This is a genomic window from Paenibacillus sp. UMB7766-LJ446 (genome assembly GCF_030226665.1).
In the GTDB taxonomy this organism is placed as follows: domain Bacteria; phylum Bacillota; class Bacilli; order Paenibacillales; family Paenibacillaceae; genus Paenibacillus; species Paenibacillus vandeheii.
Genome location: NZ_JASOYM010000001.1, coordinates 781,188 through 806,022, shown reverse-complemented (window position 1 = coordinate 806,022; position 24,835 = coordinate 781,188). Strand labels below are relative to the sequence as shown.

General features: G+C 39.8%; 26 protein-coding genes and 1 pseudogene. 26 read left to right on the top strand and 1 reads right to left on the bottom strand.

Translation table 11 applies throughout. The features are described from left to right. Positions 1–6 precede the first annotated feature (6 nt). From QP794_RS04100 to QP794_RS04075, 6 genes are all read left to right on the top strand, one after another. A complete protein-coding gene (locus QP794_RS04100) occupies positions 7–417 on the top strand; it encodes a DUF4259 domain-containing protein (RefSeq protein ID WP_285075062.1) in 411 nt (136 codons plus the stop codon). A 202-nt stretch (positions 418–619) separates the two neighbouring features. Beyond that, positions 620–1,060: a GNAT family N-acetyltransferase gene (locus QP794_RS04095; RefSeq protein ID WP_024634491.1), complete on the top strand. Its 441-nt coding sequence runs from the start codon at positions 620–622 to the stop codon at positions 1,058–1,060. 239 nt (positions 1,061–1,299) lie between these two features. Further along, positions 1,300–1,776 carry a hypothetical protein gene (locus QP794_RS04090; protein WP_285075061.1) on the top strand — a complete coding sequence of 159 codons (477 nt, stop codon included), beginning with the start codon at positions 1,300–1,302 and terminating at the stop codon, positions 1,774–1,776. A 261-nt stretch (positions 1,777–2,037) separates the two neighbouring features. Continuing rightward, entirely contained in the window at positions 2,038–2,781 is a 744-nt protein-coding gene (locus tag QP794_RS04085) for a barstar family protein (protein WP_285075060.1), read from the top strand. Between the two features lie 209 nt (positions 2,782–2,990). Continuing rightward, positions 2,991–3,467, top strand: a complete 477-nt coding sequence (locus QP794_RS04080; RefSeq protein ID WP_285075059.1) for a DinB family protein — start codon at positions 2,991–2,993, stop codon at positions 3,465–3,467. Between the two features lie 218 nt (positions 3,468–3,685). Next, positions 3,686–4,198 (top strand): P-loop nucleotide/nucleoside kinase family protein, encoded by a 513-nt coding sequence (locus QP794_RS04075; protein ID WP_285075058.1) that lies wholly within the window; start codon positions 3,686–3,688, stop codon positions 4,196–4,198. A gap of 339 nt (positions 4,199–4,537) precedes the next feature. Here the strand turns inward: QP794_RS04075 and QP794_RS04070 are convergent, their stop codons facing one another. Further along, positions 4,538–5,245, bottom strand: coding sequence for a CAP domain-containing protein (locus QP794_RS04070; RefSeq protein ID WP_285075057.1), 708 nt, complete (start codon positions 5,243–5,245; stop codon positions 4,538–4,540). Between the two features lie 763 nt (positions 5,246–6,008). Between QP794_RS04070 and QP794_RS04065 the strand changes: the two genes are divergently transcribed. The 20 genes and pseudogenes from QP794_RS04065 to QP794_RS03970 all read left to right on the top strand — a co-directional run bounded on the left by QP794_RS04065 (position 6,009) and on the right by QP794_RS03970 (position 24,500). Continuing rightward, positions 6,009–6,461, top strand: a complete 453-nt coding sequence (locus QP794_RS04065) for a VOC family protein (protein ID WP_285075056.1) — start codon at positions 6,009–6,011, stop codon at positions 6,459–6,461. Between the two features lie 337 nt (positions 6,462–6,798). Continuing rightward, positions 6,799–7,182, top strand: coding sequence for a nuclear transport factor 2 family protein (locus tag QP794_RS04060; RefSeq protein WP_285075055.1), 384 nt, complete (start codon positions 6,799–6,801; stop codon positions 7,180–7,182). 131 nt (positions 7,183–7,313) lie between these two features. Beyond that, complete coding sequence (locus QP794_RS04055; protein ID WP_285075054.1) at positions 7,314–8,081, top strand: nucleotidyltransferase; 768 nt, start codon at positions 7,314–7,316, stop codon at positions 8,079–8,081. Between the two features lie 187 nt (positions 8,082–8,268). After that, positions 8,269–8,988 (top strand): ferritin-like domain-containing protein, encoded by a 720-nt coding sequence (locus QP794_RS04050; protein ID WP_285075053.1) that lies wholly within the window; start codon positions 8,269–8,271, stop codon positions 8,986–8,988. A 233-nt stretch (positions 8,989–9,221) separates the two neighbouring features. Then, positions 9,222–10,004, top strand: a complete 783-nt coding sequence (locus QP794_RS04045) for a nucleoside phosphorylase (protein WP_285075052.1) — start codon at positions 9,222–9,224, stop codon at positions 10,002–10,004. 321 nt (positions 10,005–10,325) lie between these two features. Then, positions 10,326–10,727 carry a GNAT family N-acetyltransferase gene (locus tag QP794_RS04040; protein ID WP_285075051.1) on the top strand — a complete coding sequence of 134 codons (402 nt, stop codon included), beginning with the start codon at positions 10,326–10,328 and terminating at the stop codon, positions 10,725–10,727. Positions 10,728–10,989: 262 nt separating this feature from the next. Further along, a complete protein-coding gene (locus tag QP794_RS04035) occupies positions 10,990–11,373 on the top strand; it encodes a hypothetical protein (protein WP_285075050.1) in 384 nt (127 codons plus the stop codon). Between the two features lie 148 nt (positions 11,374–11,521). Beyond that, positions 11,522–12,055 (top strand): GNAT family N-acetyltransferase, encoded by a 534-nt coding sequence (locus tag QP794_RS04030; protein WP_285075212.1) that lies wholly within the window; start codon positions 11,522–11,524, stop codon positions 12,053–12,055. A gap of 121 nt (positions 12,056–12,176) precedes the next feature. Beyond that, entirely contained in the window at positions 12,177–12,362 is a 186-nt protein-coding gene (locus tag QP794_RS04025) for a hypothetical protein (protein ID WP_285075049.1), read from the top strand. Positions 12,363–12,450: 88 nt separating this feature from the next. Next, positions 12,451–12,642, top strand: coding sequence for a hypothetical protein (locus QP794_RS04020; RefSeq protein ID WP_285075048.1), 192 nt, complete (start codon positions 12,451–12,453; stop codon positions 12,640–12,642). Positions 12,643–12,834: 192 nt separating this feature from the next. After that, a complete protein-coding gene (locus QP794_RS04015) occupies positions 12,835–13,284 on the top strand; it encodes a DUF1569 domain-containing protein (protein ID WP_285075047.1) in 450 nt (149 codons plus the stop codon). A 445-nt stretch (positions 13,285–13,729) separates the two neighbouring features. After that, positions 13,730–14,410: a helix-turn-helix transcriptional regulator gene (locus tag QP794_RS04010; protein ID WP_285075046.1), complete on the top strand. Its 681-nt coding sequence runs from the start codon at positions 13,730–13,732 to the stop codon at positions 14,408–14,410. Positions 14,411–14,445: 35 nt separating this feature from the next. Further along, positions 14,446–15,578, top strand: a pseudogene (locus QP794_RS04005) (MalY/PatB family protein). 32 nt (positions 15,579–15,610) lie between these two features. Further along, positions 15,611–17,098, top strand: a complete 1,488-nt coding sequence (nhaC, locus tag QP794_RS04000) for a Na+/H+ antiporter NhaC (RefSeq protein ID WP_029881437.1) — start codon at positions 15,611–15,613, stop codon at positions 17,096–17,098. Between the two features lie 77 nt (positions 17,099–17,175). Next, entirely contained in the window at positions 17,176–17,559 is a 384-nt protein-coding gene (locus tag QP794_RS03995) for a RidA family protein (protein WP_285075044.1), read from the top strand. Positions 17,560–17,988: 429 nt separating this feature from the next. Then, positions 17,989–19,032, top strand: coding sequence for a LacI family DNA-binding transcriptional regulator (locus QP794_RS03990; RefSeq protein ID WP_285075043.1), 1,044 nt, complete (start codon positions 17,989–17,991; stop codon positions 19,030–19,032). A gap of 619 nt (positions 19,033–19,651) precedes the next feature. After that, positions 19,652–20,611 carry an ABC transporter permease gene (locus QP794_RS03985; protein ID WP_285075042.1) on the top strand — a complete coding sequence of 320 codons (960 nt, stop codon included), beginning with the start codon at positions 19,652–19,654 and terminating at the stop codon, positions 20,609–20,611. A gap of 15 nt (positions 20,612–20,626) precedes the next feature. After that, entirely contained in the window at positions 20,627–21,511 is an 885-nt protein-coding gene (locus QP794_RS03980; RefSeq protein WP_285075041.1) for a carbohydrate ABC transporter permease, read from the top strand. Between the two features lie 43 nt (positions 21,512–21,554). Next, a complete protein-coding gene (locus QP794_RS03975) occupies positions 21,555–23,186 on the top strand; it encodes a type 2 periplasmic-binding domain-containing protein (protein ID WP_285075040.1) in 1,632 nt (543 codons plus the stop codon). 42 nt (positions 23,187–23,228) lie between these two features. Further along, entirely contained in the window at positions 23,229–24,500 is a 1,272-nt protein-coding gene (locus QP794_RS03970) for a Gfo/Idh/MocA family protein (protein ID WP_285075039.1), read from the top strand. Positions 24,501–24,835 lie beyond the last annotated feature (335 nt).

Here is a 24,835-nt window from a genome sequence, read left to right as displayed (position 1 = left end):
TAATTAATGGGAGCATGGGGAACTGGAATTTTTGAGAATGATGATGTATTAGATTGGAAGTTAGATTTATTTGATACTGATGACATGGAATTAATTGAAGAGACGATTGAAGAAGTATTAGAAGAAGAATATATTGAGTCAGATTTAGCTTCAAATGCTCTAGGCGCAATTGAGATCCTTGCAGCATTACAAGGTAGTCCTGGGAAAGAGATATTGAATAAACAAAGTGATACTGAGGATTTATATGACTGGATCAATACACATAAAGGTAAAGGTAAAGGTAAAGAACTCATTTCAAAAGCTAAACGAGCAGTTAAGAAAATTAAGAAAGATTCAGAACTAAAAGAGCTATGGGAAGAATCGGAAGAATATCTAATCTGGTTAAATGCAATAAATGACTTAGAAAAACGATTGTAAAGAAATTGATAGCTTTTCGAGAAGAGGGAACCTCACATAACAAAATATTCAAGCAGCGGCTCCGGTGGAGCATTGGTCTGCGGAAGGATTCCGATGAGGCATTTCGGCAGACAACCCCTTTGGGGTTCATGAATACAGAAACGTTAGATGAAAGACATGCAATTAAAAAAACAAAAAAACATTCGAATAGAGTTGATTAAAAATGGAACTTAAATCATTTGAGAGAAACGATCTCCTGAGATGTACCAATACTTTCACTAATGTATTTAATCAAGAACCATGGAATGATGAATGGTCTACAGAAACTGCATTTCAATATTTACTTGATTACACCAACTCATCTGGATTTATTGGTATTATCGCTGAAGACAGGGAAGAGATAATTGGTTTTGTTTTTGGTGTCCGGAAGCGTTGGTGGAGTGGAGATGAGTTTTTTATTAATGAAATGTGTGTAAGTGTAGAGAAACAAAAAACAGGAGTAGGATCAAAGCTTATGAAATTCTTAGAGAAAAAACTTGAATTTGATGGGATTGAGAACATAACTTTATTAACCGATAGAGGTATTCCTGCAGAGATATTTTATAAGAAGAATGGATTTACTGAAGTAGACAGAGTAATGTTTTTAAATAAGAACATAACATGAGTTTTATTTTGAATGTGAATTAAAGAGGGCATTGCCCATCATCTAACATAACATTTCTGCATTGTCGCGTTCGCTCCTCGGTCGCAAAGAGGGGATTCTGAGAAGTGATTAGACGACACATCCAACTGGCTAAGTCTGGAGACCCGGAGGAATACGCACCTTAAGCCACTTGAACGTCAGAAATGCGCAAACGTTATAAGAAATTGCGCAAAAGATATATCGAATTAAAAGGAGATACCATGGCAGATGCACAGTGGCTAGGAAATGCAATTACGGCTTTAGCAACAATTTCTGCTTCAGCACTGACTTTTTATGGTGCGTATATGATTAGTAAAAACAATCAAAAAAATGATAATAGTAAATTTCAAAAACAAATTGAATGGGAAAGGGAAAAGCTAGAAAAGGAAGTTAACAGAAAAGAGTATATAGATAAGCTGAAAATTTATAATAAAGTTCTTAAAGTAGATGGAGAAGTTATGATTGTTACTTCATATCCAGAGGAATTTGATTTTAATAATTATCATGAGAAAGTAAGACCCCTATTATTCGAAGAATATCATTTGTTAGATCAAGATATCAAAGTTATAGTTAGAGAAATTGATGGGATTATTACTCTCAGTAATTTTTATGAAGAGGTTCAGAAAGAACATAATGAAAAACTAATGAAATTGTACTTTAAACTCATTGAAAAAATCGATAATCATTATAAAAGATAAGAAAATCATTTTAATCAAGTATGAAGAGTAATTCGGGGAAGGCGCAACATCTTATAACATTATATTCACGTTGCGGATCGGCTATCGCCGCTACTTGGTCCGTTAGAGGCTATTGGCAGAGAGGCTAATTCAACGGACACATCGATCTCCCTAATATAAGAGCTATCTAAGGGGGAACGATGTCGTGAATACAGGAACGTTATAAGAAATCGGCGTAAAGAGTAAACCCATAATTAATGCAAATACATAGGGAGTAAATCTATGAATTACAAATATAGTCTATTCGACGAGGATGGCAGTTTAATTATCGGACATTGCGATAATATTGCTGGATTATTAGAAACGAACATTAGTGAAACTGCGGATGAGGATTACTACGATCTCAGTTTTATTAATTTTCATTTCAGCGCTGACTTTAAACAGATTTGCTCAAACCGAAAGTATCCCATAAGTAATTTATACATACTTATTTTAGATCATTGTGGTAATAAGATAGGTAATTATTATTTTGTATTGAATACTCAGAAAGTATTTACCTCTTCAGATTTAAAAGATGGGCGAGATGTTAATATTGCTGGTTATCTTCCAATTGCTCTTTCTATGGAAATTCTAAGACTCTGGGATCTTGGTAGAGAGTTAAAACAAAAAAATATTTGGTCTCAATTTACTAACCACCAGCGCGAGATCTGGATGGAAATAATTAGAAATCGAAATAATTATTGTAAAATCTCCAGTAATATTCAGGACATAACTAATCAAACGTATTATGTTGATGGTCGACATATCACAGATAAGATTTCTTTTTATTTTGCGCTGGGTGAATCCATCAATGGCCCTGGAGGTTATTTCGGCGGATGTCTGGACAGCTTGTCAGATTGCTTGTGCGGAGGCTTTGGTGTGAAACCACCTTTTACGATTGAAATCAATGGATTTGCTGATAAATGCGAAATAATTGAAAATATTTTAGAAGTGCTTAACGAACATAATGTTACAATCAAACTTTAAAACTAAAAATGATTTTTTGAAAGTTAATCGAAGAAGACACCGACATCTTATAACATAATATTCACGCTGCGGCTCCGATGGAGCCTTGGTCTGCTTGAAGGAATGCGGAGAAGCATTTCAGCAGACAACCCCTGTGGGGTTCATGAATACAGAAACGTTATAAGAAATTGGGGCAAAGGATATAAAAACAACTCAAAGGAGTAATGTACATGGCGAAGACCTCTTTGGAAATGGTGGAAGAATTCAAAACCTTTATTGATTTTGTACAAGAGTTAAAGACTATAGATGAGGAACATTGGAACAGTCCCATTTCAGAGGGGAAAAGGTCATTGAAAGATGTTGTAAGTCATATCATGCTTTGGGACAAATATTTTTATGAGGAAGGCATAGAGAAGATTAAGCTTGGTCAATCCGTGACTGTAAGGCATTTGAACTTTGATGAATTCAACGCTAATGCAAGGGAATATGCAAAGAGCCAAACAAGAGATTCTATCATTAACCAATTCATTGAACACAGAAACAAGATCATTGATGATATCACCGGATTACCAGAGGAAGATTATATAAAGGAATATAAAGACGGAGACAGAAAGAAGTTTTCGATTAGGGGATATTTAAGAGGATTTATTCCCCACGATAAACACCATAAAAAACAAATTGAAAAGTACGTAAAGTCAATACAGTAAAGTGTAAGCGAATTCAGGGATGGCCCCAACATCTTATAACACTGTGTTCCAGCTTCGCGTCTGTCGCCGCTCGGTCTGCCTGAAGGATATCAAGGAAGCAGATTCAGGCAGACACATCAATTCCCCTAAGATAAGAGCTATCTATGGGGAATTGATGTCAGGAACACAACAACGTTATCCGAAAGACTCGCAAATACTATTAAGATAGAGGTGTATGTATGTTTTTTTTACAGATGTCAGGATTCCCTGGTTCAGGAAAGTCGACATTAGCAAGACAGATTAGCCAAACAACTGGGGCTGTCATTGTTGATCATGACATTTCTAAAACAGCAATCTTAAAATCGCTATCATCACAAGGATACACGATGGAAGGTAAAGTAATAGGACAACTGTCCTATGATGTAGATTGGTCGTTGGTGGATTATTATTTATCGAATGGACATAGCGTGATCATGGATAGTCCTTGTTTGTACAGCAATTTATTAGAAACTGGGCTTGAATTAGCGAGAAAACACAAAAAGAAATATAAGTATGTGGAATGTTATGTCGAAGACATTGAATTAATTCGAAATCGATTAAAAAATCGAGAAAGACTTTTGAGTCAAATCGAAGCACCATCATCAGAAGAAGGTTTTTATAGAGCTTTAATAAACAGTAAAAAACCAGAAGAAGAGAATTATATAGTGGTAGATTCATCGAAACCAATCGCAGAATACTTGTCAAAGTCCTAGAATACATAAACGAATGAAAACAAAAGTAAAGACGATGAAAGCAGAATCAAGAAGGCAAGTCCATTGGATAACACAGTATCTACGTCGCCCTCGGAAATGTCTGGGCTGGAAAACCGCTCACGAATCTTTCACAGAGGAACTGTCGCACTTGGTTTGACAATCTATCACATAAAAACGGTAGGTGAAATTAATGCAAATAAGATGAAGGTGGATAAGATTTACAATTTAATCCGGTTCGAGGAAACAAAACAACTGGTGGCGTATGCAGGATCTGTAAGTATCAAAAACCCGACATAAATTGCGGGTTTTTGATACTTTATTGTTGGGAGATGAAAGGCGCTACCCAGTAAATTCCTGGACCCATGTGTTGTTATAATAAGCAATACCGATATGAGAATAACTATTATTCAGTATATTTGCTTTGTGGCCAGGGCTATTCATCCACTCCTTCATAACCTGGGTAGGGGTGGTTTGCCCTTTTGCGATGTTTTCTCCAGCGGTATTATATGTGATCCCGAATTCCTTCATCATATCGAAGGGGGATCCATGTGTTGGCGAATTATGATCAAAGTAACTGTGGTTGTACATGTCCTGTGCCTTGACCATAGCCACATTTGACAATTCTTCATTCCTACTCAAGGAACTTAATCCTGTTTTGGCCCTTTCTTGATTGACTAGATCCAGAACCTGCTGCTCAAAATCTGTTTTATCCGTAGTATTTTTTTTACCTTCCTGTACTTGTCCTGTTGGCTCCTTATTTTCAGGATTTCCTGCAGGTGCCTGGTTTACTGGATTTCCATCCGGTGTTCGAATCACATCCAACAAATCCAATGGAATTCCATTTTGGGCTTCTTTTGTTGTAATAGATCTCTCTTGCCAAGATGTAGCTGTTGATGATGCCTGTGTGAGGACAGAGTTTGGTGCAGAAGCATGATCATGAATTGAAATTTGTTTTTGCTCAGGAGTCACTTGTTTTTGCATCATATTGTTATGGGACGAACAGCCTGCCACCAATAATAATATTGTTAAAACGAAAAACTTTGCCATTTGCCAACCTCCTAGTTAGTTAATGAAGTTCCCGGATTTATGTTTTCCTGTATGCCATTTACTTATTCCTAATATGGTTCTCTCCTTATCCAGTACTTTTTTATGAGCGATACCATTTAGATAGCCTTGTCTTTTTTTTGTCTCGAGGAAAGCAAAGCGTGTTGCGAATGGTTATGGATAAAGAAGGCCATATCGGGTCATAAATGCATCACGGGATGAATGTTATCTATTTCAATGGGATTCCTGATGATTGGAGCATTTCGATGGATAATTGGGAGAATCTATTCAAACTAATTTCACTCATTCATTATTGCCGCGAGATACAGTGTACTTTTCGAAGTCCTGCTTAACTAAACGCCCCCGTTGGTGGTATAGACAATTTTAAAGAATTAAACCATATGCTGCATCATATAAAACAAACTGAAAGCTAGTATTTGATAATTCGATGAAGTCAGAAACTGCGTTTAACACAGAATTCAAGCTGCGGGGCTATCGCTCCTTGATTGACAGATGTATAATCATGGAAGAAATCTCAGTCAACAAACGCCCCAGCCTAAGATAAGAGCTATCTAAAGCCAGGGCGTTTCGTGAATACAAGAAAGTTATGACTTACCCGAAAACCCAATTTCACATTTTCGAATACTATGACTACTTATTGTTGTCAACAATTGTTACAAAGCATTTGTTTTAGAATTAAATAATTATTCTTTGAAAAATATTGAAGATGATCAGATAGTAAATTTGTACACGAGGAGATAAAACTATGATAAAAAACAAATTACTAAGAATGGACAATGTCAGCATCGTTGTAGAATCCCTTGATGACGCGATCTCTTTCTTCGAGGAGATTGGCTTGAACCTCGAAGGGCGAGCCACTGTCGAAGGTGAATGGGCTGGTCGTGTAACCGGACTAGGTTCTCAGTGCGTAGAGATTGCTATGATGGTTACCCCAGATGGGCACAGTCGACTTGAACTTTCGAAATTTCTCACCCCGCCTACTATATCAGATCACCGGACTGCTCCTGTTAACTCCCTCGGGTATCTACGCGTTATGTTTACAGTTCAAGACATTGACGAAATGGTATCCAGACTCACTAAGTATGGTGCGCAGCTCGTTGGCGAAGTGGTTCAGTACGAGGACTCGTATCGGCTCTGCTACATTCGAGGAATCGAAGGACTTCTAATCGGTTTGGCGGAACAACTCGGTAACAAATAAGTAGGTGACGGTTTATAAAAGGAATTTACTGGAATATAAAGTAATAGAGTGAAAATAGAAACAGAAGACAGTGTGAAAGTAACTCTGAGAAGTCAGGTGCCTCATATAACACTATATTCACACTTCGGGGCATTCGCCCCTCAGTCCGGCTGAAGTTAGAAGTAGTTCCGAAGAGGCATTTCAGTAGTACGGAGGCATATTCAGCCGGATACATCCGCACCACCTAACCGAATAGCGGCTCCCTTCGGGCTTAAGGTGGTGGGACGTCGTGAATACAGGAACGTTATCTGAAATCAGGACAAATATGTAATATCAGAATCTAGGAGTGTGATTCGACTTGGAGAACTCAAATTTAAAAGATCTTATTGAAAAATACCTGAGCGCATATAACACGTTTAACATTGATGGAATGATAGGAGTTTTGAATGAGAATATTCATTTTCGAAACATTTCTAAAGGTGAAGTGAATTCGGAAACAAAGGGGATTCAGGAATTTCGCACATTAGCAGAGCAGTCAATTCAGGTGTTTTCTCAAAGGCGTCAAGTAATAAAAAACATTACTTTCGCAGGAGATAAAGCAGAGGTTGACATTGATTATGAGGGAATATTGTCCAGTGATCTCCCTAATGGAATGAAGGCAGGAGAAACATTAAAACTTCAAGGGAAATCAATATTTCAAATGAAAGATAAGAAGTTAATACTGATTGAAGATCATAGTTGAAACATTATTGAAAGTTATTCATAGATTAGCCTGAAATCAGATAACAATATATTCACGCATCGGGCATACGCCAAGCGTCGTGAATGCGGGAACGTTAGCCGAAAGAAGTTCTTAGTTTAGGAGGAGTCTATATGATATTAGAAAAAGTTATAAATAGAATTGTAATACAAAGTGAATATAAGTATTTTGTTGATAAGTATATAGATCATATACTTGCCGAATTTAAAGATAAGATTCATAGCATTTATATGTGTGGCTCGATTCCAAAAGGAACTGCTAAACCTTTTAAGTCAGATGCAGACTTTACTATTGTATGTGTAAATTCCAAAGATATTGATTACGAAAGATTGTCAAATATTAAAGACAGGCTTTTGGGAGAATATCCAGTATTAACTAAGATTGATACGACAATTTGCTCGATTGACGATGTATTAAGTAAACCAAATGAGTGGGGTTTTTGGGTTAAGATCATTTGTGTTTGCGTATATGGTCATGACGTTGGTGAAAAAGTACCACCGATAATTATTTCTCCAGAGTTCATTTTAGACTTAAATACAGAGACCAAGGAGGAAGTGGATCGTATACATCGTTTACTTTCTAATGCTAGTGATAACACAATGAAAACTAGATATATTAAAGGTTATTCTAAGAGATTAATTCGTGCATTATACTCTTTGGTTTTAATAGATACAGGTGTATGGCAAGATGACATGATTAAGATGAAGAATGCCATATTGGACTATTGCGATATTGACTCCGCTTTAGTTGATTATCTGTATGCTTGTTACTTGGATAGTAATGTACTTGTTGAAGAGTTTCTGGGAATTGCAGATGAAGTATATAGCTATTTTGAGAACGCCTTAAATGCAATGGCTGCTTCCAGAACTTCCTTCGACTAACAAAATATTGACGATCCGGGTCACTCTGAGAAGCGAATGACCACATCCAGCCCCCTAAGCCCGTCGGAAGTTACTGCATTAGGTGTTCGGCAAGCCTCACAACTATAAGCAGCGACTCTAAGGGGCCAGGACGTTGTCAATACACAACGTTATCTGACATAAACCTATTACATTTTAGGAGCAAATAATGAATATCACTTTCTCGAAATGGGTGCAATATTATCGAAGAAATAATCAAAACCTCAAATATATTCATTGGGATGACAACTATAAATTAACAACTAATGAAAGAGAAATAATCATTAAGTCAATTCAACAGTTTCAATTAGGAGAAAAATCTGAAGGTAAACATCTAATTAAACGTGCGCAAGAATATGTACATCAGACACAAGATCAGGATTACTATGAAGCACTTATAGAATTCATTAAAGAAGAACAGAGGCATGCTAGAGATCTAGGCAGATTTATGAAGGTACAGGGAATCCCACTCCTTCGTAGACATTGGGTGGACAATGTATTTAGAAGATTACGTCGATATGCGAGTCTAGAACAATCAGTCATTGTTCTATTAACTGCTGAGATCATTGCTAAGTTGTACTATAAAGCCTTGCAAAAATCTACAAAGTCAGAAGTATTAATAGATTTATGTAATCAGATTTTAAGTGATGAGGAGAAACATGTTCAGTTTCAATCCGAAACACTTCATAAATTTGCTCAAAATAGAAGCGTTCTCTTTAACAGAATAGTTTATATCCTTCGTAGAATCCTTTTTGAAGGAACGCTAATTATAGTGTGGTATCAACATAAGCCTGTATTTAAAGCTGGGGGATATAAACTCAAAAGTTATTACTATGAATGCCGTCATGAGTTTAACTTAACAAAGAAGATTATAGCTAATTCACAGTAGAGGTTTACGTCAGATAACATTATATCCAAGCTTCGGGTCCTGACGCTCCCTCGGTCAGCCCGAAGGGAATTGGCAGGGAAGTGGGATCAGGCGGACACATCCGCACCGACTAACCGCATCGCGGTCGCCCCTAACGTGCTTAAGTCGGTGGGGCGTCGTGGATACAGTAACGTTATATGTAATAGCCGCAAATAAATAATAAAAAAATTTAATTCCTTTGGAGGTAAGTCGAGATGGAGAGCAAAAAAATTTATAGTAAAGAATTCCCGATATTGGAATTTGATGAATCGCGAGTTGCAATAATAGAGGCTAGTAATTTTATCAAGCCAAAAGAAGAATTTGAATACTGTGTAATAACATTTTTTAGAGATGTAATTGAAAAAATGAAAACGGAGGGAAAGCTGAAAGAAGTTGCATGTCTGCATTGCGAGACTCTAGATTTGCCAATATATGAAACATATTATCAAGGAAAAAAAGTACATATTACTTTGGGGTATTTAGGAGCTGCAGGTTCAGCAGGATTCTTAGAAGAACTGATAGCCTATGGTTTTCAGAAATTTATAGTTTGTGGTGGTGCAGGTGTATTAAAAAAAGACATTGCTGTTGGACATGTAATAGTACCCGTCTCTGCAGTGAGAGATGAAGGAGTATCATACCATTACATTAAGCCATCAAGAGAAATTGAATGTAATCTAGAGGTATTAAAAATCATAGAGGACGATTTTAATATACATAATGTCAGATATATAAAGGCCAAAACTTGGACGACAGATTCATTTTATAGAGAGACTAAAGAAAAGGTTGAGTTGCGGAAAGCAGAAGGGTGTGTAACTGTAGAAATGGAAGCAGCAGCATTTATGGCTGTTTCACAATTTAGAAATGTAAAATTAGGTATTATCTTGTATGGCGGTGATGATTTAAGTGGTGTCGAATGGGATAGTCGAAGTTGGAATAGCAGATCAGAAATAAGAATAAACCTTGTTGAAATATCAATGCGGATATGCAGTTCTTTATAACTGGAATAGATATAATCCATTTATTAATGCATTTATAAAAAGGGAAATACTAAATAGACAACCAAGAGTTAAATGTAAATATGACAACATAAATAAATTATGCGAAATCGAAGAAGGCGGCTACAATATATAACACCGTATTCCCGCTGCGGCCCCAAAAGGGGCCTAGGTTGCCAGAGGCATTTCGGGGAAGTGGATTCAGGCGACACTCCCGCACCACCTAAGCGCGGTCGCGCCCAGTCGGGAACCGGCTTCGCCTATGGCTCCGAGCTCCTTTAAGGTGGTGGGGCGTCGAGAATACAACAACATAGGAGCGATATTATGACAATCATCTTCAAAGAAATAAAAGACATTGATAAACAAGCAATTCAAGAACTGTTTCACTCGGTGGACTGGAGATCAGGAGATTTCCCAGAAGATCTTAGACAAGCAATAAACAACTCGCATACGGTTATTACGGCATGGGATGATACCAAATTAGTTGGCTTAATAAATGCACTGTCTGACGGAGTGATGACAGTATATTTTCATTACATGTTAGTACATAAAGAATATCAATCATTAGGAATAGGAAAGAGAATGATGGAAAAAATGCTTAGTCGATATTCTAATATCAAAACAAAAGTGCTTATATCCTATGATAGTGCAGAAAAATTCTATGGAATATTTGGATTTAAGCCAGAAGAAGGAACTAAAGCCATGTTTATTTCAGATATGGTATAGGATTTTGTGAGTTGATCAAAGAAGTTGAGGGCACCAGATAACAACATGTTCATGCGTCGGGACATCGGCCCCTTGGTCCGAAAGAAGTTAGAAGTTAAATCGAAGAGGAATTTCAGTAGCAAGGAAGCATAGTCCTCGGACACATCCGCACCACCTAACCGCGTCGCGGCCAGTCGCATACGCTCTTTTAAGATGGTTGGACGTCAAGAACACAACAACGCTATACGAAATCCTTAAAGAGATTCAGACCAAAGGAGACATTATGAGATCAATACTAATTTTACTGTTTTGCTCCATAATTACGATTGGTTGCACAAAACCAAAAATTGATTTTGACGAATTAGCATCCGCAACGGCCAAAGCAGAGAAGTCTATGAATGATAAGGACTTAGTAGTTACAACAGCAACAAGTTCAGATAAAAAAACAATTAATATTAGAATCTTAGTTGAGGGTAGATTGACTAATGAACAAGCTAAATACGTGGTTACAGAATTCATTAATGAGATTGAAAAAGGAATTCAAGAAACCGATTTATTTAGAAAGAGCTATCTTATTAAATTCGATATAATGTCTCAAAAAGATGGAGAAATATTATATAAAGGCCAAAGAAATAAGGGGGAAGAGACAATTTGGTGGCAACTCTAGGGGTCAAGGACTTCGTATAACATTATATCTACGCTTCGAAGCCTGTCGGATCCTCGGTCCACCCGAAGGGGAATAATATAAATCAGTGATTTTATATTGCAATTTGTTTCCATAATTTTATAACTAAAAAATTCAGGAGATGATTATGTTGCAGATCAGAGAAGCTACCATTAATGACGCTGAAGGAATTGCAAAAGTTCATGTGGATAGTTGGAGAACTACATACCAGGGTATTATTCCAGAGGAATTCTTAACCAATCTATCATATAAACAAAGAACTGAATTATGGATTAAAAATATCGGAAAAACAGACAATTTTGTGATATTAGCAGAGAACACAGAAGGGGAAATCATTGGATTTGCAGATTGTTGGAAGAGAGAGAAAAATAAGGTGCCCGACTCAGGTGATTTGACTTCAATTTACATACTTAAGGAATATCAAGGGATAGGATTAGGGAAGGAATTACTTAAAAGTATATTTTTTCGATTCAATTCATTGGGTTATCAGAAGATATTTGTTAATGTTCTAGAGGATAACAAGGCCCGCTATTTTTATGAGTATTATGGTGCTCACTTGTGTAAATCGGTTCAAATAAAAATTGGAGGAAGAGTCCTTAATGAATTAATTTATGAATGGGATAACATTGACGGAGTGTTAGCGAGGTTAACTAAAACTAATTAAAAAAATTGATTGTATTCCCATGGAGTCGACGACATCTCATAACACCAGAACGTTAGATGAAATCAGCAACATATAAAGAGGATCCATTACACCTTACATACTTTCGACGGGAAGTGCTTGAGTGAATAAAGATATTCTACTTGGATGGGATAGCAAGTATAATGCGGTGAAACGTACGAAAGAACATTATTGGAAGACATATAGGAAGTGGCGTGATGAAAATAAAGGTGACTATCACAGTACTTTTATGGGCAAATTATATGATGAATTAATAACTCTTGAAGAGCGGGCCATATACCTAATATAGTTTTAACACAACAGAAGCTGTGGTATTTTGTTCGATTAATATATTCTACGTAGAAGAACATATAGGAACCTATGATATAGAGTTCTTTTTGAACGGTGAGATCGCTGATGAGTATCTGGATTTTGGAGATGTGTTACTTAAAGATCGGATTACTAAAGTAAAGCATAGTTTGAAAATTGCAAGAAGCGCTCTAAAACTAGGATTTGAAGCATCAGACATTTCGAAAATCACAGAAATCTCACTTGAACATATAGAAATACTAAAAAAGAAATATAGTTGATTTAAGGGAATGGTACAAGAATGATTTGTGTTTCAGAGAATCGGCTGACATCCTATAACATAATATGCACGCTGCGTACATTCGTCCTTGGTCCGGCATTCGCCGGACACCCAGAATACATTGGGTCGTGAATACAGGAAGGTTATAGGAAATCAGCGCAAGAAAACTCTTTTTTCAGGAGGAATCGTTCTAATGAATAGCATTTTTGAACAAAATCATACAAATGAAATTATTGTCCGTATCAAACAATTACGTTCAGATTCACAACCGCGTTGGGGAAAAATGAATGTCGCGCAAATGTTAGCTCATTGCTCATCTTTTCAGGAAATAGCGATGGGGAACTCTTCTTCCTCAAGAAGCTGGCTTGGGTTAGTTATAGGAAAGTTTGTAAAACCCATTGTCTATAACGATAAGCCACTGCCAAAGAATATGTCCACAATTCCCAATATCATGATTGTAGATGAAAGAGACTTTGATGTGGAAAAAGAAACATTAATACAAAATATAATTACGTTTCAAAATAATGGACCTGAGAAATGTACAACCCGACCACATCCTTTTTTTGGTAAACTTTCTCCTGAAGAATGGGGCAAGTGCATATATAAACATCTAGACCATCATTTAAAACAGTTTGGCGTATAGTTAATGAAACATGATGATGTAGGCTATTCAGAGTAGGAGTTGACATCCTATAACAATATGTTCACTCTTTGTAGGGCGGGCCCCCTCGGTCCCGGAAGAAAAGTCGAAGGTGTAATTACCCGAGACACATCCGCACCAAAAAGTGATTAGTGAATTTAAAAAGTTTATTTGGATTGAAGATCCTGAAGGTCGACTGGGTCGAGCTTTGGGAAAAATAACGCGTTGTAATTCAGTTGTATTTTCGACTCAATGTTCGAGAAAATGAGTGAGAAGCTTGCACAGATCACAGGAGTGATCGTGCAGGCTTTTTTTATTTAAATGAGGGTCATCCACAAAAAAAAAGTTGAAAGCGTTTTATAACTGTGATACTATTTTATCAAGATAATAATTTATTATTCTAAAAATAAAAATACATTGTTGAAAGAAGAGAAAGGAGACCAAAGTGATGGAGATTGAGAATCGTCAGTATCTTGAGAGATTTTTTCCGATTGCTTCATTTATCGCGGCAATTATAGGACCTAAATGTGAAGTCGTCGTACATGATATCAGTGATCCGGAGCACTCTATTGTTTTTATTGAGAACGGATATATTAGTGGCCGTGAAGTAGGCGATGCATCCACTGACCTTGTCTTGAGAATCCTCAAATCAGAAGCTTATCATGAGGAACAGTATATAGCCAACTACAAAGCATCAGGCAAATTCGGTCAGAGTTTCCGATCGTCTACCTACTATATAAAGAATGATCAGAATAAGCTGGTTGGCCTGCTCTGCCTGAATATTGACGTATCTCATATGGAAGTAGCGGCTGAATGGGTTCAACATATTTTACAAGGAGGACCTAACCCGTATGTAATGCCTGCTGCTGCTGAAAAGTCGAAAGAAGAAAAGCAAACAACGGAGTACCTGCAAGGAAATGCAGATGATCTGCTGCAACATATGATAACTTCTGTCATTGGCAAATTAAAAATTCCGCCGGAACGTTTGTCATCGCAGGAGAAGATTGAAGTTGTCCGCGAATTAAACGAGCTTGGAGTTTTCTTACTGAAAGGCGGCGTTTCACAGGTAGCAGCTTCTTTATCAATATCTGAACCTACGGTATATCGCTATTTACAAAAGCTGAAATAAACAGAAATCTAGATGGAAAACAAGAAGGTGAGATCATGAGCTATAACTTTGATCAAGTGATTAGCAGAATAGGCACCAATAGCGCGAAATGGGACGGGGTAGTGAACAGCTTGGGGGATGATATGATCGTTCTCTCTGTTGCGGATATGGATATACAAGCGCCTCCTCAAGTCGTGAATAAGGTGAGCGAGATAGCGCGGCACGGAATCTACGGATATACCGATGCGTTCCCTCCGTATTATAAGGTCGTACAACATTGGCTTGATAAAGCTTACAGATGGGATGTACCTCAAGAATGGATTGTGTTCTGCCCGCGGATTGTACAGGCCGTCTCGATTATAATCGAGAGATTCACACAACCTGGCGACCGAATTTTGATGCATACTCCGGCATATCAACCTATCGCTAATGCTGTTGAAATCAATGATAGAAAACTCGTAGAGAGTCGGCTGGTACTTAGTAATGGACGATATGAAATCGACTTTGATGATATGGAGCGCCAAATGAGTGCAGGGGTCAAGATTGTTATGTTAATCTCTCCACATAATCCGACTGGGCGTGTATGTATGATGCATTGCTCGTATCGGATGACATTCATGCCGATTTTATTCACGAAGGACATGAGCATACGATTATCGCGAAATTGTCAGAACAGATTGCGGAGCGTTCTATTATTTGCACTTCGCCAGGTAAAACCTTTAACTTAGCAAGTCTTGAAATCGCTAACATTGTTATCCCAAACAAGCAGTTAAGAGATCAGTTTCAACATGGGTTACGCCAAGCTGGCATTCATAATCCTACTTTTTTTGCCATCCCTGCTTTGGAGGTTGCATATACGGAGTGTGATGATTGGCTTAACGAGCTTCGATCTTATATTACGGATAATATTTCATTTACAGAAGATTTTTTTACTGAACATATGCCTGAACTAAAAATCGTGAGAGCGGAAGGAACCTACCTTCTGTGGGTAGATTGTACTGCCCTTGGCAGAAACGAAAGCGATTTAATTGAATGGATTCAAAATAAAAGCCGTGTTAGCGTAAGCTTTGGTTCGTCCTTTGGCGTGGATGGTGAAGGATTTATTCGCCTGAATCTCGGTGCTCCCAGGGCGCTATTGCAAGAGGCTTTTGAGCGAATGGCCAGCAATTACCCTTTAAGTAACAGATAACTTCTTACATCATCGATAGGGGGAACCTTACAATGGCTATGCCAAATAAGGAAAAGACGGTAAAGCAACCAACTCTGTTTTTAGCTTTATTACCGATTGTTACTATGATTTTGCTGTTATGTTTAGGATATGTTTTATTCGAATTGCCGCCTGAGCCGTTAATCATTATATCCACAGTGGTTGCCGGAATCATCGCCATCAAGCTGGGTTACAACTATGATGACATTATGGGTTCCATCGCACAAAAAATCGCAAAGACCATGCCGGCTATCTTGATCCTGATTACTGTCGGATTTATGATTGGTGCCTGGATGATCGGCGGTACGATACCGATGATGATCTATTACGGACTTGATATTATTAATCCGCAATTTTTGCTGATTACGGCATTCATTGTCACCTCCATTGTCTCCTTATGTACAGGTACTTCTTGGGGATCGGCAGGTACAATTGGGATAGCATTTATGGGGGTAGGAGCTGGCCTTGATGCGAATCTGGCTGCTGTTGCAGGTGCAGTCGTAGCAGGGGCCTATTTTGGAGACAAGCTGTCCCCGTTATCAGATACAACAAATTTGGCAGCGCTGTCAACTGGAGTTAACCTGTATGAACATATTGGTCATGTGCTCTATACGACAGTACCATCCTTTATCGTAGCAGGAACGGTCTACTTGATCACTGGTTTTAATAGCGGTGGCTCGGATGTGGCAATTCCTGAGAAGGTTATTACGATTATGGATACTTTAAGTACAGTGTTCAACTGGAATTTACTATTACTGCTTCCGGTACTGATCGTATTGTATGGATCGATTCGCAAAAAGCCTACCATACCGGTGATGCTGATTTCCTCTTTTGTAGCGTTGGCGAACGGTATGATCTTTCAAGGGTTTACACTGCATGATGTAATTACTTCCGTCATTAACGGCTTCGATGTAGCTATGGTTCACATTCAAGGCTTTGATGCAGCTGCTGTGATTCCGGATATTCCTCGCCTTCTGAATCGCGGTGGTATGAACTCTATGATGGGTACATTGTTGATTTGTTTCTGTGCCATTACATTTGCTGGTGTAATATCGCTTACGAAGTCTCTGGAATTGATTGTAGATAAGATCCTCAAGTATGTGCACTCGACGGGCTCGCTGATCCTGGCAACAATTGCTACTGGTTTGACAATGATCGGTGTAACAAGCAATGGTCAGGTATCGATCTTGATGCCAGGTGAAATGTTACGTGAGGCTTATATCCGCCGCGGTTTGCATCCGAAGAACCTGGGCCGAACAATTGAGGACTCTGCTTCCATTGTCGAACCAATCCTGCCATGGACTGCTGCAGGGGCTTATATGGCTGGTACGCTTGGCGTCGCAACCCTTTCATATTTGCCTTGGGCAATCTTATGTTGGACGGGTATTATCTTCGCGACGATCTGGGGCTTCACAGGCTTTGGAATCACCAAGCTGACTCCAGAGCAGCAGCAGGAAATGCTCAAGGAATATGATGATGCAAAAGCAGCTAAATCATTATAAGAGGGGGGATCACATCCCTCACTTGTAAAAACAGAAAAAAAAGCGCATTAATGCGTGGATAAAGGGAGAGAATTTCTATGACAAAACAAGAGAGAAAAACAATCGTAACTTCAAACGCTCCAAGTGCTATCGGTCCTTACTCACAGGCTGTACAATTTGGGAATATGATTATTACTTCCGGGCAGCTTGGAATGAATGCTGCAGGAGAGTTTCCGGATTCTGTATCGGAGCAGACGAAGCAATCGCTAACTAATGTAAAGGCAATTTTGGAAGCTGCAGAGTATGCCATGGAGCATGTAGTGAAAACGACGGTATTTCTAAAAGACATGGGCGATTTCCAAACTGTTAATGAAGTCTATGCCACCTTCTTTGCGGAGCCTTATCCGGCACGTAGCGCCGTTGAGGTTGCGAAGCTGCCGAAGGGCGGACTTGTGGAGATTGAAGTTATCGCGGTAAAATAACTAGTATTCAATGAGCCTCCGGGAAACCGGGGGCTTTTTTATCGGGCAGATTGTCAAACCAATTGCGACAATTTCTCTGAGCGATTCTCCAGCCCAAACATTTTCGTGGTCTATGATCAACTTGAGCGAGATTGGTGCCTTTCGGGAAAAACTACTGCCTGATGCCCTGCGCGAAGAGGCCCGCTTAGACGACGCTAGTGAGTTTCGCATATATTTACAGATCATGTTTCCACTAAAAGCTTGATCAGACTTTCACATTTCAAAAATAGTAAAAGCTTATGAAAAATAGCAAAAATCGCGTGTTACTATTATAACAGAACTCGTGTCGCGGCTTGTTTAATTGACGCCAAAATATTACAATATTATGATATGATCATTGCTAAACATAAATTTTGGCTCCAAATGAAGAGAGCAAGGGGAGGTGCTGTAATGCCAAAATTAAAAGATATCGCAGAACGTGTAGGCGTATCCATATCAACGGTTTCGCGCGCGATCAGCAATGATACCAATCGACCGGTCAATGAAGGGACAAAGCGGAAAATTAGGGAAGCTGCTCTTGAGTTGGGATACAATTTGGATGAATCCTCCAAATCCATTGGCAAAGAGATTACCTCAGCCAAACGGATAGCTTGTATCGTGCCACAGGTTTTGATGGACGATCATCCGTATTTTTCACAGGTACTGACAGGCTTTCACGTTAAAATGACGGAAATGGGGCTACCTCCAGCAATTGTCCGCACTTGCGAAGAACTTAGTGACACCGAACGGATCAAGATGATGCTTCAGGAAACAGGTACTCAAGGTATAGTCGCAATTAGCTGGTACGATGAAAAATTGTTTGAGCTGCTTGAGCAAGAGAATATCACTGTACTGGGTGTGAGTCTCAATGACGAAAGGCTTACTGTACCGGTCGTTGACTGTGACCGAATATATTCTGCCCGCACAGCAGTCCGTCATTTGATCGAGCAAGGCCATACCCGGATTGGGTTTATTGGTGGCCCCGCATATTCGGAACAAATAGAGAGCGAAGAAAGGTATGTCGGTTATAAATTTGCCATGCTGGAAGCAAATCTGAATCTGAATGAACATTGGATTATCAACACCAACTGGAATGTGAACCTCAGCTACAGCAGACTGACGGAGCTCCTGACCAAGACGCCCAAGTCTGATTGGCCGACGGCAATCTTTTGTGCAAGTGATATGCTCGCTATTCCTGCCATGCGGGCAGTGGTTGAACAAAATGGCCGTATTCCTCAAGACATAGCCTTCGTGGGTATGGATAATATTTCTATGGCGCAGTATACGACACCACCTCTGACGTCCGTGCAAGTTCCAAAATATGAAATCGGCAAAGTGGCAGCACAATTAATTAACGATTATCTGGAAGGACGTTATTCATCTCTCCATAAAGTTTTGTTGCCCAGCACCCTTATTGTGAGGGAATCATCTGTTTATGATCGTACAAATGACTAGTTAGTTGTGTGATATTATATTACATATGGATCCGGATAACTTTAATATAAAACTTACGAGGAATGCATCCGCGTGGGTTTTTCTTGTTTTTTAGCCAAAAACGATCCAAATAAAGCCAAAAAAATGTTTGACAACTGTCGATGGGCTATATTATGATGTATGAAATTAAGCGTTTGGATTTATTTTCTATGTTTTTGGATTTAGTCAGAAGATAAGATTATCTCATAAACTAAATTATTGATTACGCTTACATTCCCCTATAAATCAGTGTTTATATAAAATACACAAGAATCCTCTAAAACTCATATAATCTATTAACCAAACTGATACCTACCAATTTACATAAGATACACTCCAAAATATAACCAAATATATATCCAAACATATATCCAAACATATATCCAAAAAAATCTCCTTGCATCAGCTAACGAAGTCATCTATTAAAGTTATCCACTCACTTTGTGTAACAACTTCTAACATATAAGTACTTTAAATCAAATCTTAGAAATCCAAGGAAGAAAGGTGGGAACTGCTTCGAACAGCGTAAGGACGCTGGTGGTTTAACACAAAGACATTTTGCCAGGCAGGATTGTGGTGACAATTTCCAGGGGGGATGTTCATGGCCAATACAACTGTACAACCTGCAGTGAATGCAGTACATGAAAAGAAGAGAAGACGTCAAAAGTGGAACCCCATTTTACGAAATTGGCAGCTCTATTTGTTAATTTCGCCAGTTGTCGCTTATTACATTGTCTTTCAGTACTTGCCGATGTATGGCATTCAAATCGCATTTAAGGATTTCATTGCAACGAAGGGAATCTGGGGAAGCCCATGGGTCGGGTTTGAACATTTTGAACGTTTTTTTCACAGTTATTTCTTCTGGAGATTAATTAAAAATACGCTTGGACTTGGGTTGTACAGCTTGGCGGTAGGTTTTCCAGTCCCTATCATTTTGGCGCTCCTGATGAATGAGGTAAGGGCGGAAAAATTCAAAAAGTTTGTTCAGACCATAACCTATGCGCCGCACTTTCTATCAACCGTCGTAGCTGTAGGCATGATGATGATGTTTTTATCGCCGCGATACGGAATCATTAATCATTTCATTGGTATGTTTGGCGGTACTCCCATTAATTTCTTGTCTGAGCCTTCTTGGTTCAAGACCTTGTTTGTGATGTCGGATGTATGGCAGACCATGGGCTGGAGCTCGATTATTTATTTGGCGGCATTAGCCGGCGTGGACTCTCAGCTTCATGAAGCAGCGCGTGTGGATGGGGCAACCCGGTTGCAGCGAATATGGCATATTAATATACCGAGTATTATGCCGACCATTATCATTTTGTTCATTTTAAATATCGGAAGCATCATGGGTATTGGTTTCGAGAAGGTCCTGCTGATGCAGAACACACTGAATTTAGAAACCTCGGACATTATCTCTACCTACGTCTACCGGAGCGGGATACAAGATGCTGAATACAGCTTCTCGGCGGCGATTGGTCTGTTTAACTCCATCATCAATTTCATCTTATTAGTCACTGTTAACCAGATCTCAAAACGTATGAGTGAAACGAGCCTATGGTAAGGGAGTTGCTGATGCATGCTTGTTGAATCTAGAGGAGATCGTATTTTTAATATAGTTAACCATTTTTTGTTAATTATAATTACGCTTATTGTTATCTACCCGCTTGTTTTTGTGTTAAGTGCTTCGTTCAGCGATCCGCAGGCTGTCCTGCGTGGTGAGATGTTCCTATGGCCCAAAGGAATCAATTTCCATTCTTACGAGAAGATTTTTCAGAACAAAGATATCCTCAGAGGTTATACCAATACACTGATCTATACGTCAGTGGGGACGCTGATTAATCTCGTCATGACGATTCTGGCGGCATATCCGCTATCTCGAAAGGATTTTATAGGCCGCAATGCCATCATGGCCCTGTTTGTTTTCACGATGTTCTTCAGTGGCGGATTAATTCCAACTTATATGCTAATCAAAAACCTTGGCATGTTAAACACATTATGGGTCATGATCATTCCGAATGCAGTTTCGATCTGGAACATCATCATTATGCGGACATTCTTCCAGCAATCGATTCCACATGAGTTGCATGAGGCGGCGACAATTGATGGCTGCTCCAATATTCAAACGTTAACCCGGATTATACTGCCATTATCCATGCCCATTATAGCGGTGACGATTCTGTTCTATGCTGTTGGGCACTGGAACGCCTTCTTTAACGCAATGTTGTATCTGTCAGACAAGAACAAATTTCCACTTCAACTCATTTTGCGGGAGATTCTGATTCAAGGCCAGACGAACGATATGGTCAAAATGTCAACCGAGTCTGCGATTAAGCAGCAAAGGGAAGTGGAAGGCATCAAGTATGCTGTACTTGTCGTTGCCAACATACCGGTGCTTATGCTTTATCCTTTCCTGCAAAGATATTTTGTTAAAGGCGTAATGATTGGTGCCATTAAAGGATAATTCCTTGTATGGATATATCGATGGGACAAAGGGAGGAATAAGAATGACGCTCAAAAAGTGGGGGAGTATGGCTCTAGTTTGTATGATGTCCGTATCGATGCTGGCCGGGTGCAGTTCCAAGGATGCGGCTGATTCATCGGGAAGTACCAAGGATAAAGGAGCTACCAATGACAAAGTCAATGCGAGTGGATTTCCGATTGTGAATGACACCATTAAAGTGAGCGGATTTGCCGGAAAGTTTTTTGCCAATGCGGACTGGAACGATCTCAGACTCTGGAAAGAGTATGAGAAGATGTCAAATGTTCATATCCAGTGGGATACGGTGCAGAAGGATAATTTGAAGGAAAAACGCAATCTCCTGCTGGCAGGCGGCGCTTACCCCGAGCTGTTCTACGCCTCGGCGTTTTCCAGATCGGATCTGCTGAAATACGGCAAGCAGGGCGCATTCATTCCTCTAAATGATCTGATCGACCAATACGCGCCTAACTTTAAGGCTCTAATGGAGAAGTATCCGGTTATTGGCAAAGGGATTACGATGCCGGATGGTAACATATATGGGCTGCCAACCTTGTATGATCCGGAATTCAAGTCGGTTCTGTACGGAACACCTTGGGTGAAGCAAGAGTGGCTTGATAAATTAGGTTTGCAGGAACCGCAGACATTAGATGACTTCTATAATATGTTGAAAGCATTTAAAGAAAAGGACCCGAACGGCAACGGGCAGAAGGACGAGATTGCCTGGGGCGGTGTGGGAACGGCTGGTGTGGTGAACTACCTGAGAGGTTCATTTGGGGTGAATAATCATGGAACCTCCAACATTAACATTGATACAGATCCTCAGACGGATAAAGTACGCTTTATTCCAACCGATCCCCATTACAAGGAGCTGTTACAGTTCGTGAATAAGCTCTACAAGGACGGATTGCTCGAGCAGGACATTGTATCTGTTAAGAGTACCGAAGTGGATGCTAAAGGTATGGAAGGCTTGATCGGAGTCGTTGATAATGTCGATCCGGTTGCGATATACAATCAGCAAGGTTATGTTGGCATGCCAGTACTGAAGGGTCCTCATGGCGATCAGACATACAACGCCTATGGTTCTCCACTTGGTAATATCGGGATGTTCGTACTGACAGATAAAGCCCAAAATCCAGAGGCCATGATCCGCTGGATGGATTATTTCTACAGCGATGAGGGAATCAAAACGTTTTTCATGGGTTGGAAAGATGAGACATATAAAGAAGACGCAGACGGTAACGTAGACTATGTCGACAATATCAAAAACAACCCGGATGGCCTTAATCTGGACCAGGCGGTAGGGCAATACCTGATTTGGCCGGGTGGATACTACCCTGGTTTTGTGAAGCAGAAATACTTCAAGGGTGCTGAAGGTCTGCCAACTTCGGTTGAAAATGCGAAAAAAGCAGAGTCTCACATCTTACCACAAGATCAAATTTGGCCTCCGTTTAATTTCACACAGGAAGAGCAGCGGGATCTGACCACTTTCCAGACGGATATTGAAACGTATGTAGATGAAATGCGTGACAAATTCATTACTGGAAATGAATCCTTTGACAATTGGGATCAGTATGTGTCAGCTCTCCAAAAGATGGGCGTAGAACGATATGTAGCCATCTATCAATCAGCAGCAGACCGTTATACCCAAGCGGATTAGAAGGTCATTCGTAGATTTCAGATCATAAAGGAGCGAATAAATATGAGTCAACTGAAAGCAGTCCTGATTGGAGCAGGTGCGAGGGGAGCGGGTGGCTATGCACCCTATGCGCTTGATTATCCGCATGAGCTTTCCTTCATTGCAGTTGCCGAAGCCGATCCAGTGAGGAGAGCAAGATTTGCTGAGAAGCACGGGATTCCGCCGGAACGCTGTTATGAGTCTTGGGAGCCCTTGTTGGCTGAACCTAAGCTGGCTGATATTGCGGTTATTTGTACACAGGACAGAATGCATTATGGCCCGACCATGCAGGCTTTAGATAAGAAGTATCATGTTATGCTGGAAAAGCCGATGTCACCAGATCCGAAGGAATGTCTTGAGATGGAACAAGCGGCCAGAGATAATGACCGGCTGCTGACGATCTGCCATGTGCTGCGGTACACACCGTTCTGGAATACAATCAAGAAGGTGATACAAGAAGGACGTATCGGAGAAATTGTCTCCATTCAGTTGAATGAGAATGTGGGTTACTGGCATATTGCTCACAGCTTTGTGCGAGGGAATTGGAACAATTCCAACACATCCAGCCCGATGATCCTGTCTAAGTCATGCCATGATATGGACGTATTATCCTGGCTAGTAGATCGGCCTTGCCTCAAGGTCAGTTCGTTCGGATCTCTTAAACATTTTCATGAAGGCAATGCACCGAAAGGTTCCGCTGACCGATGCTTGGATTGTGCTGTAGAACCAACCTGCGCATATTCTGCACCAAGATTTTATTTGAGTGACCAGTTCAGGGGTTGGGCAGGACATTTTACACAGGAGCTGACAAAACCGAATATCATACAGGGCTTGCGTGATACCGATTACGGCCGGTGTGTATACCGGAGTGACAATAATGTGGTAGATCATCAGGTCGTGAATATGGAATTTGAAGGTGGAGCTACGGCCATGTTCAGTATGTGCGGCTTTACATTTGAGCAGGAACGTAGAATCCAGATCATGGGGACTAAAGGAGAACTTCGCGGTGAGGAAGATCGAATCGTCATGTACGACTTTTTGACACATCAAAAAACAGAAATCACAATCCCTTCTCAAACCAGTGGTCATGGTGGGGGAGACAGCGGCATTGTGAGGAATTTCCTGGATGAGGTGCGTCACTATAACGGTCAGGAGAGCCTGACATCGGCTGCGGCTTCCGTCCGGAGCCATCTGATCGCATTCGCAGCTGAAAAGTCGCGGCTGAACGGGGGCGAGTCTATCGATCTGAACGAATATGCCCGTCAGCTTATGGTGAAGGAAGAGCTATCTAAATAATCAGCAGTGTAACGATAAGCTGCCCCTCAAGGTATGAATATATTTTGAGGGACAGCTTTTTTGTTCGTTGGAGGGCTTGGCGGTGTATTGAAAAAAAGTCATCGTTCTAAAGTCTCTGAAAGACGTTAGCTAAATAAACCATCATGAGAAGGATACCGATAATGTTGTGTCGGCAGTCTTCTCGGCTAACGGGCAGGATAGCATAATAATTTCGCGAATACTCCACGTATGGAGTATTTTACGATGTGCGTGAATAAGATGTTATAAGAAATCGGGATAATTGCTTAAATTCAGGTGCTATAATAAAACAAAATAATAGATATGAGATAGGTGAC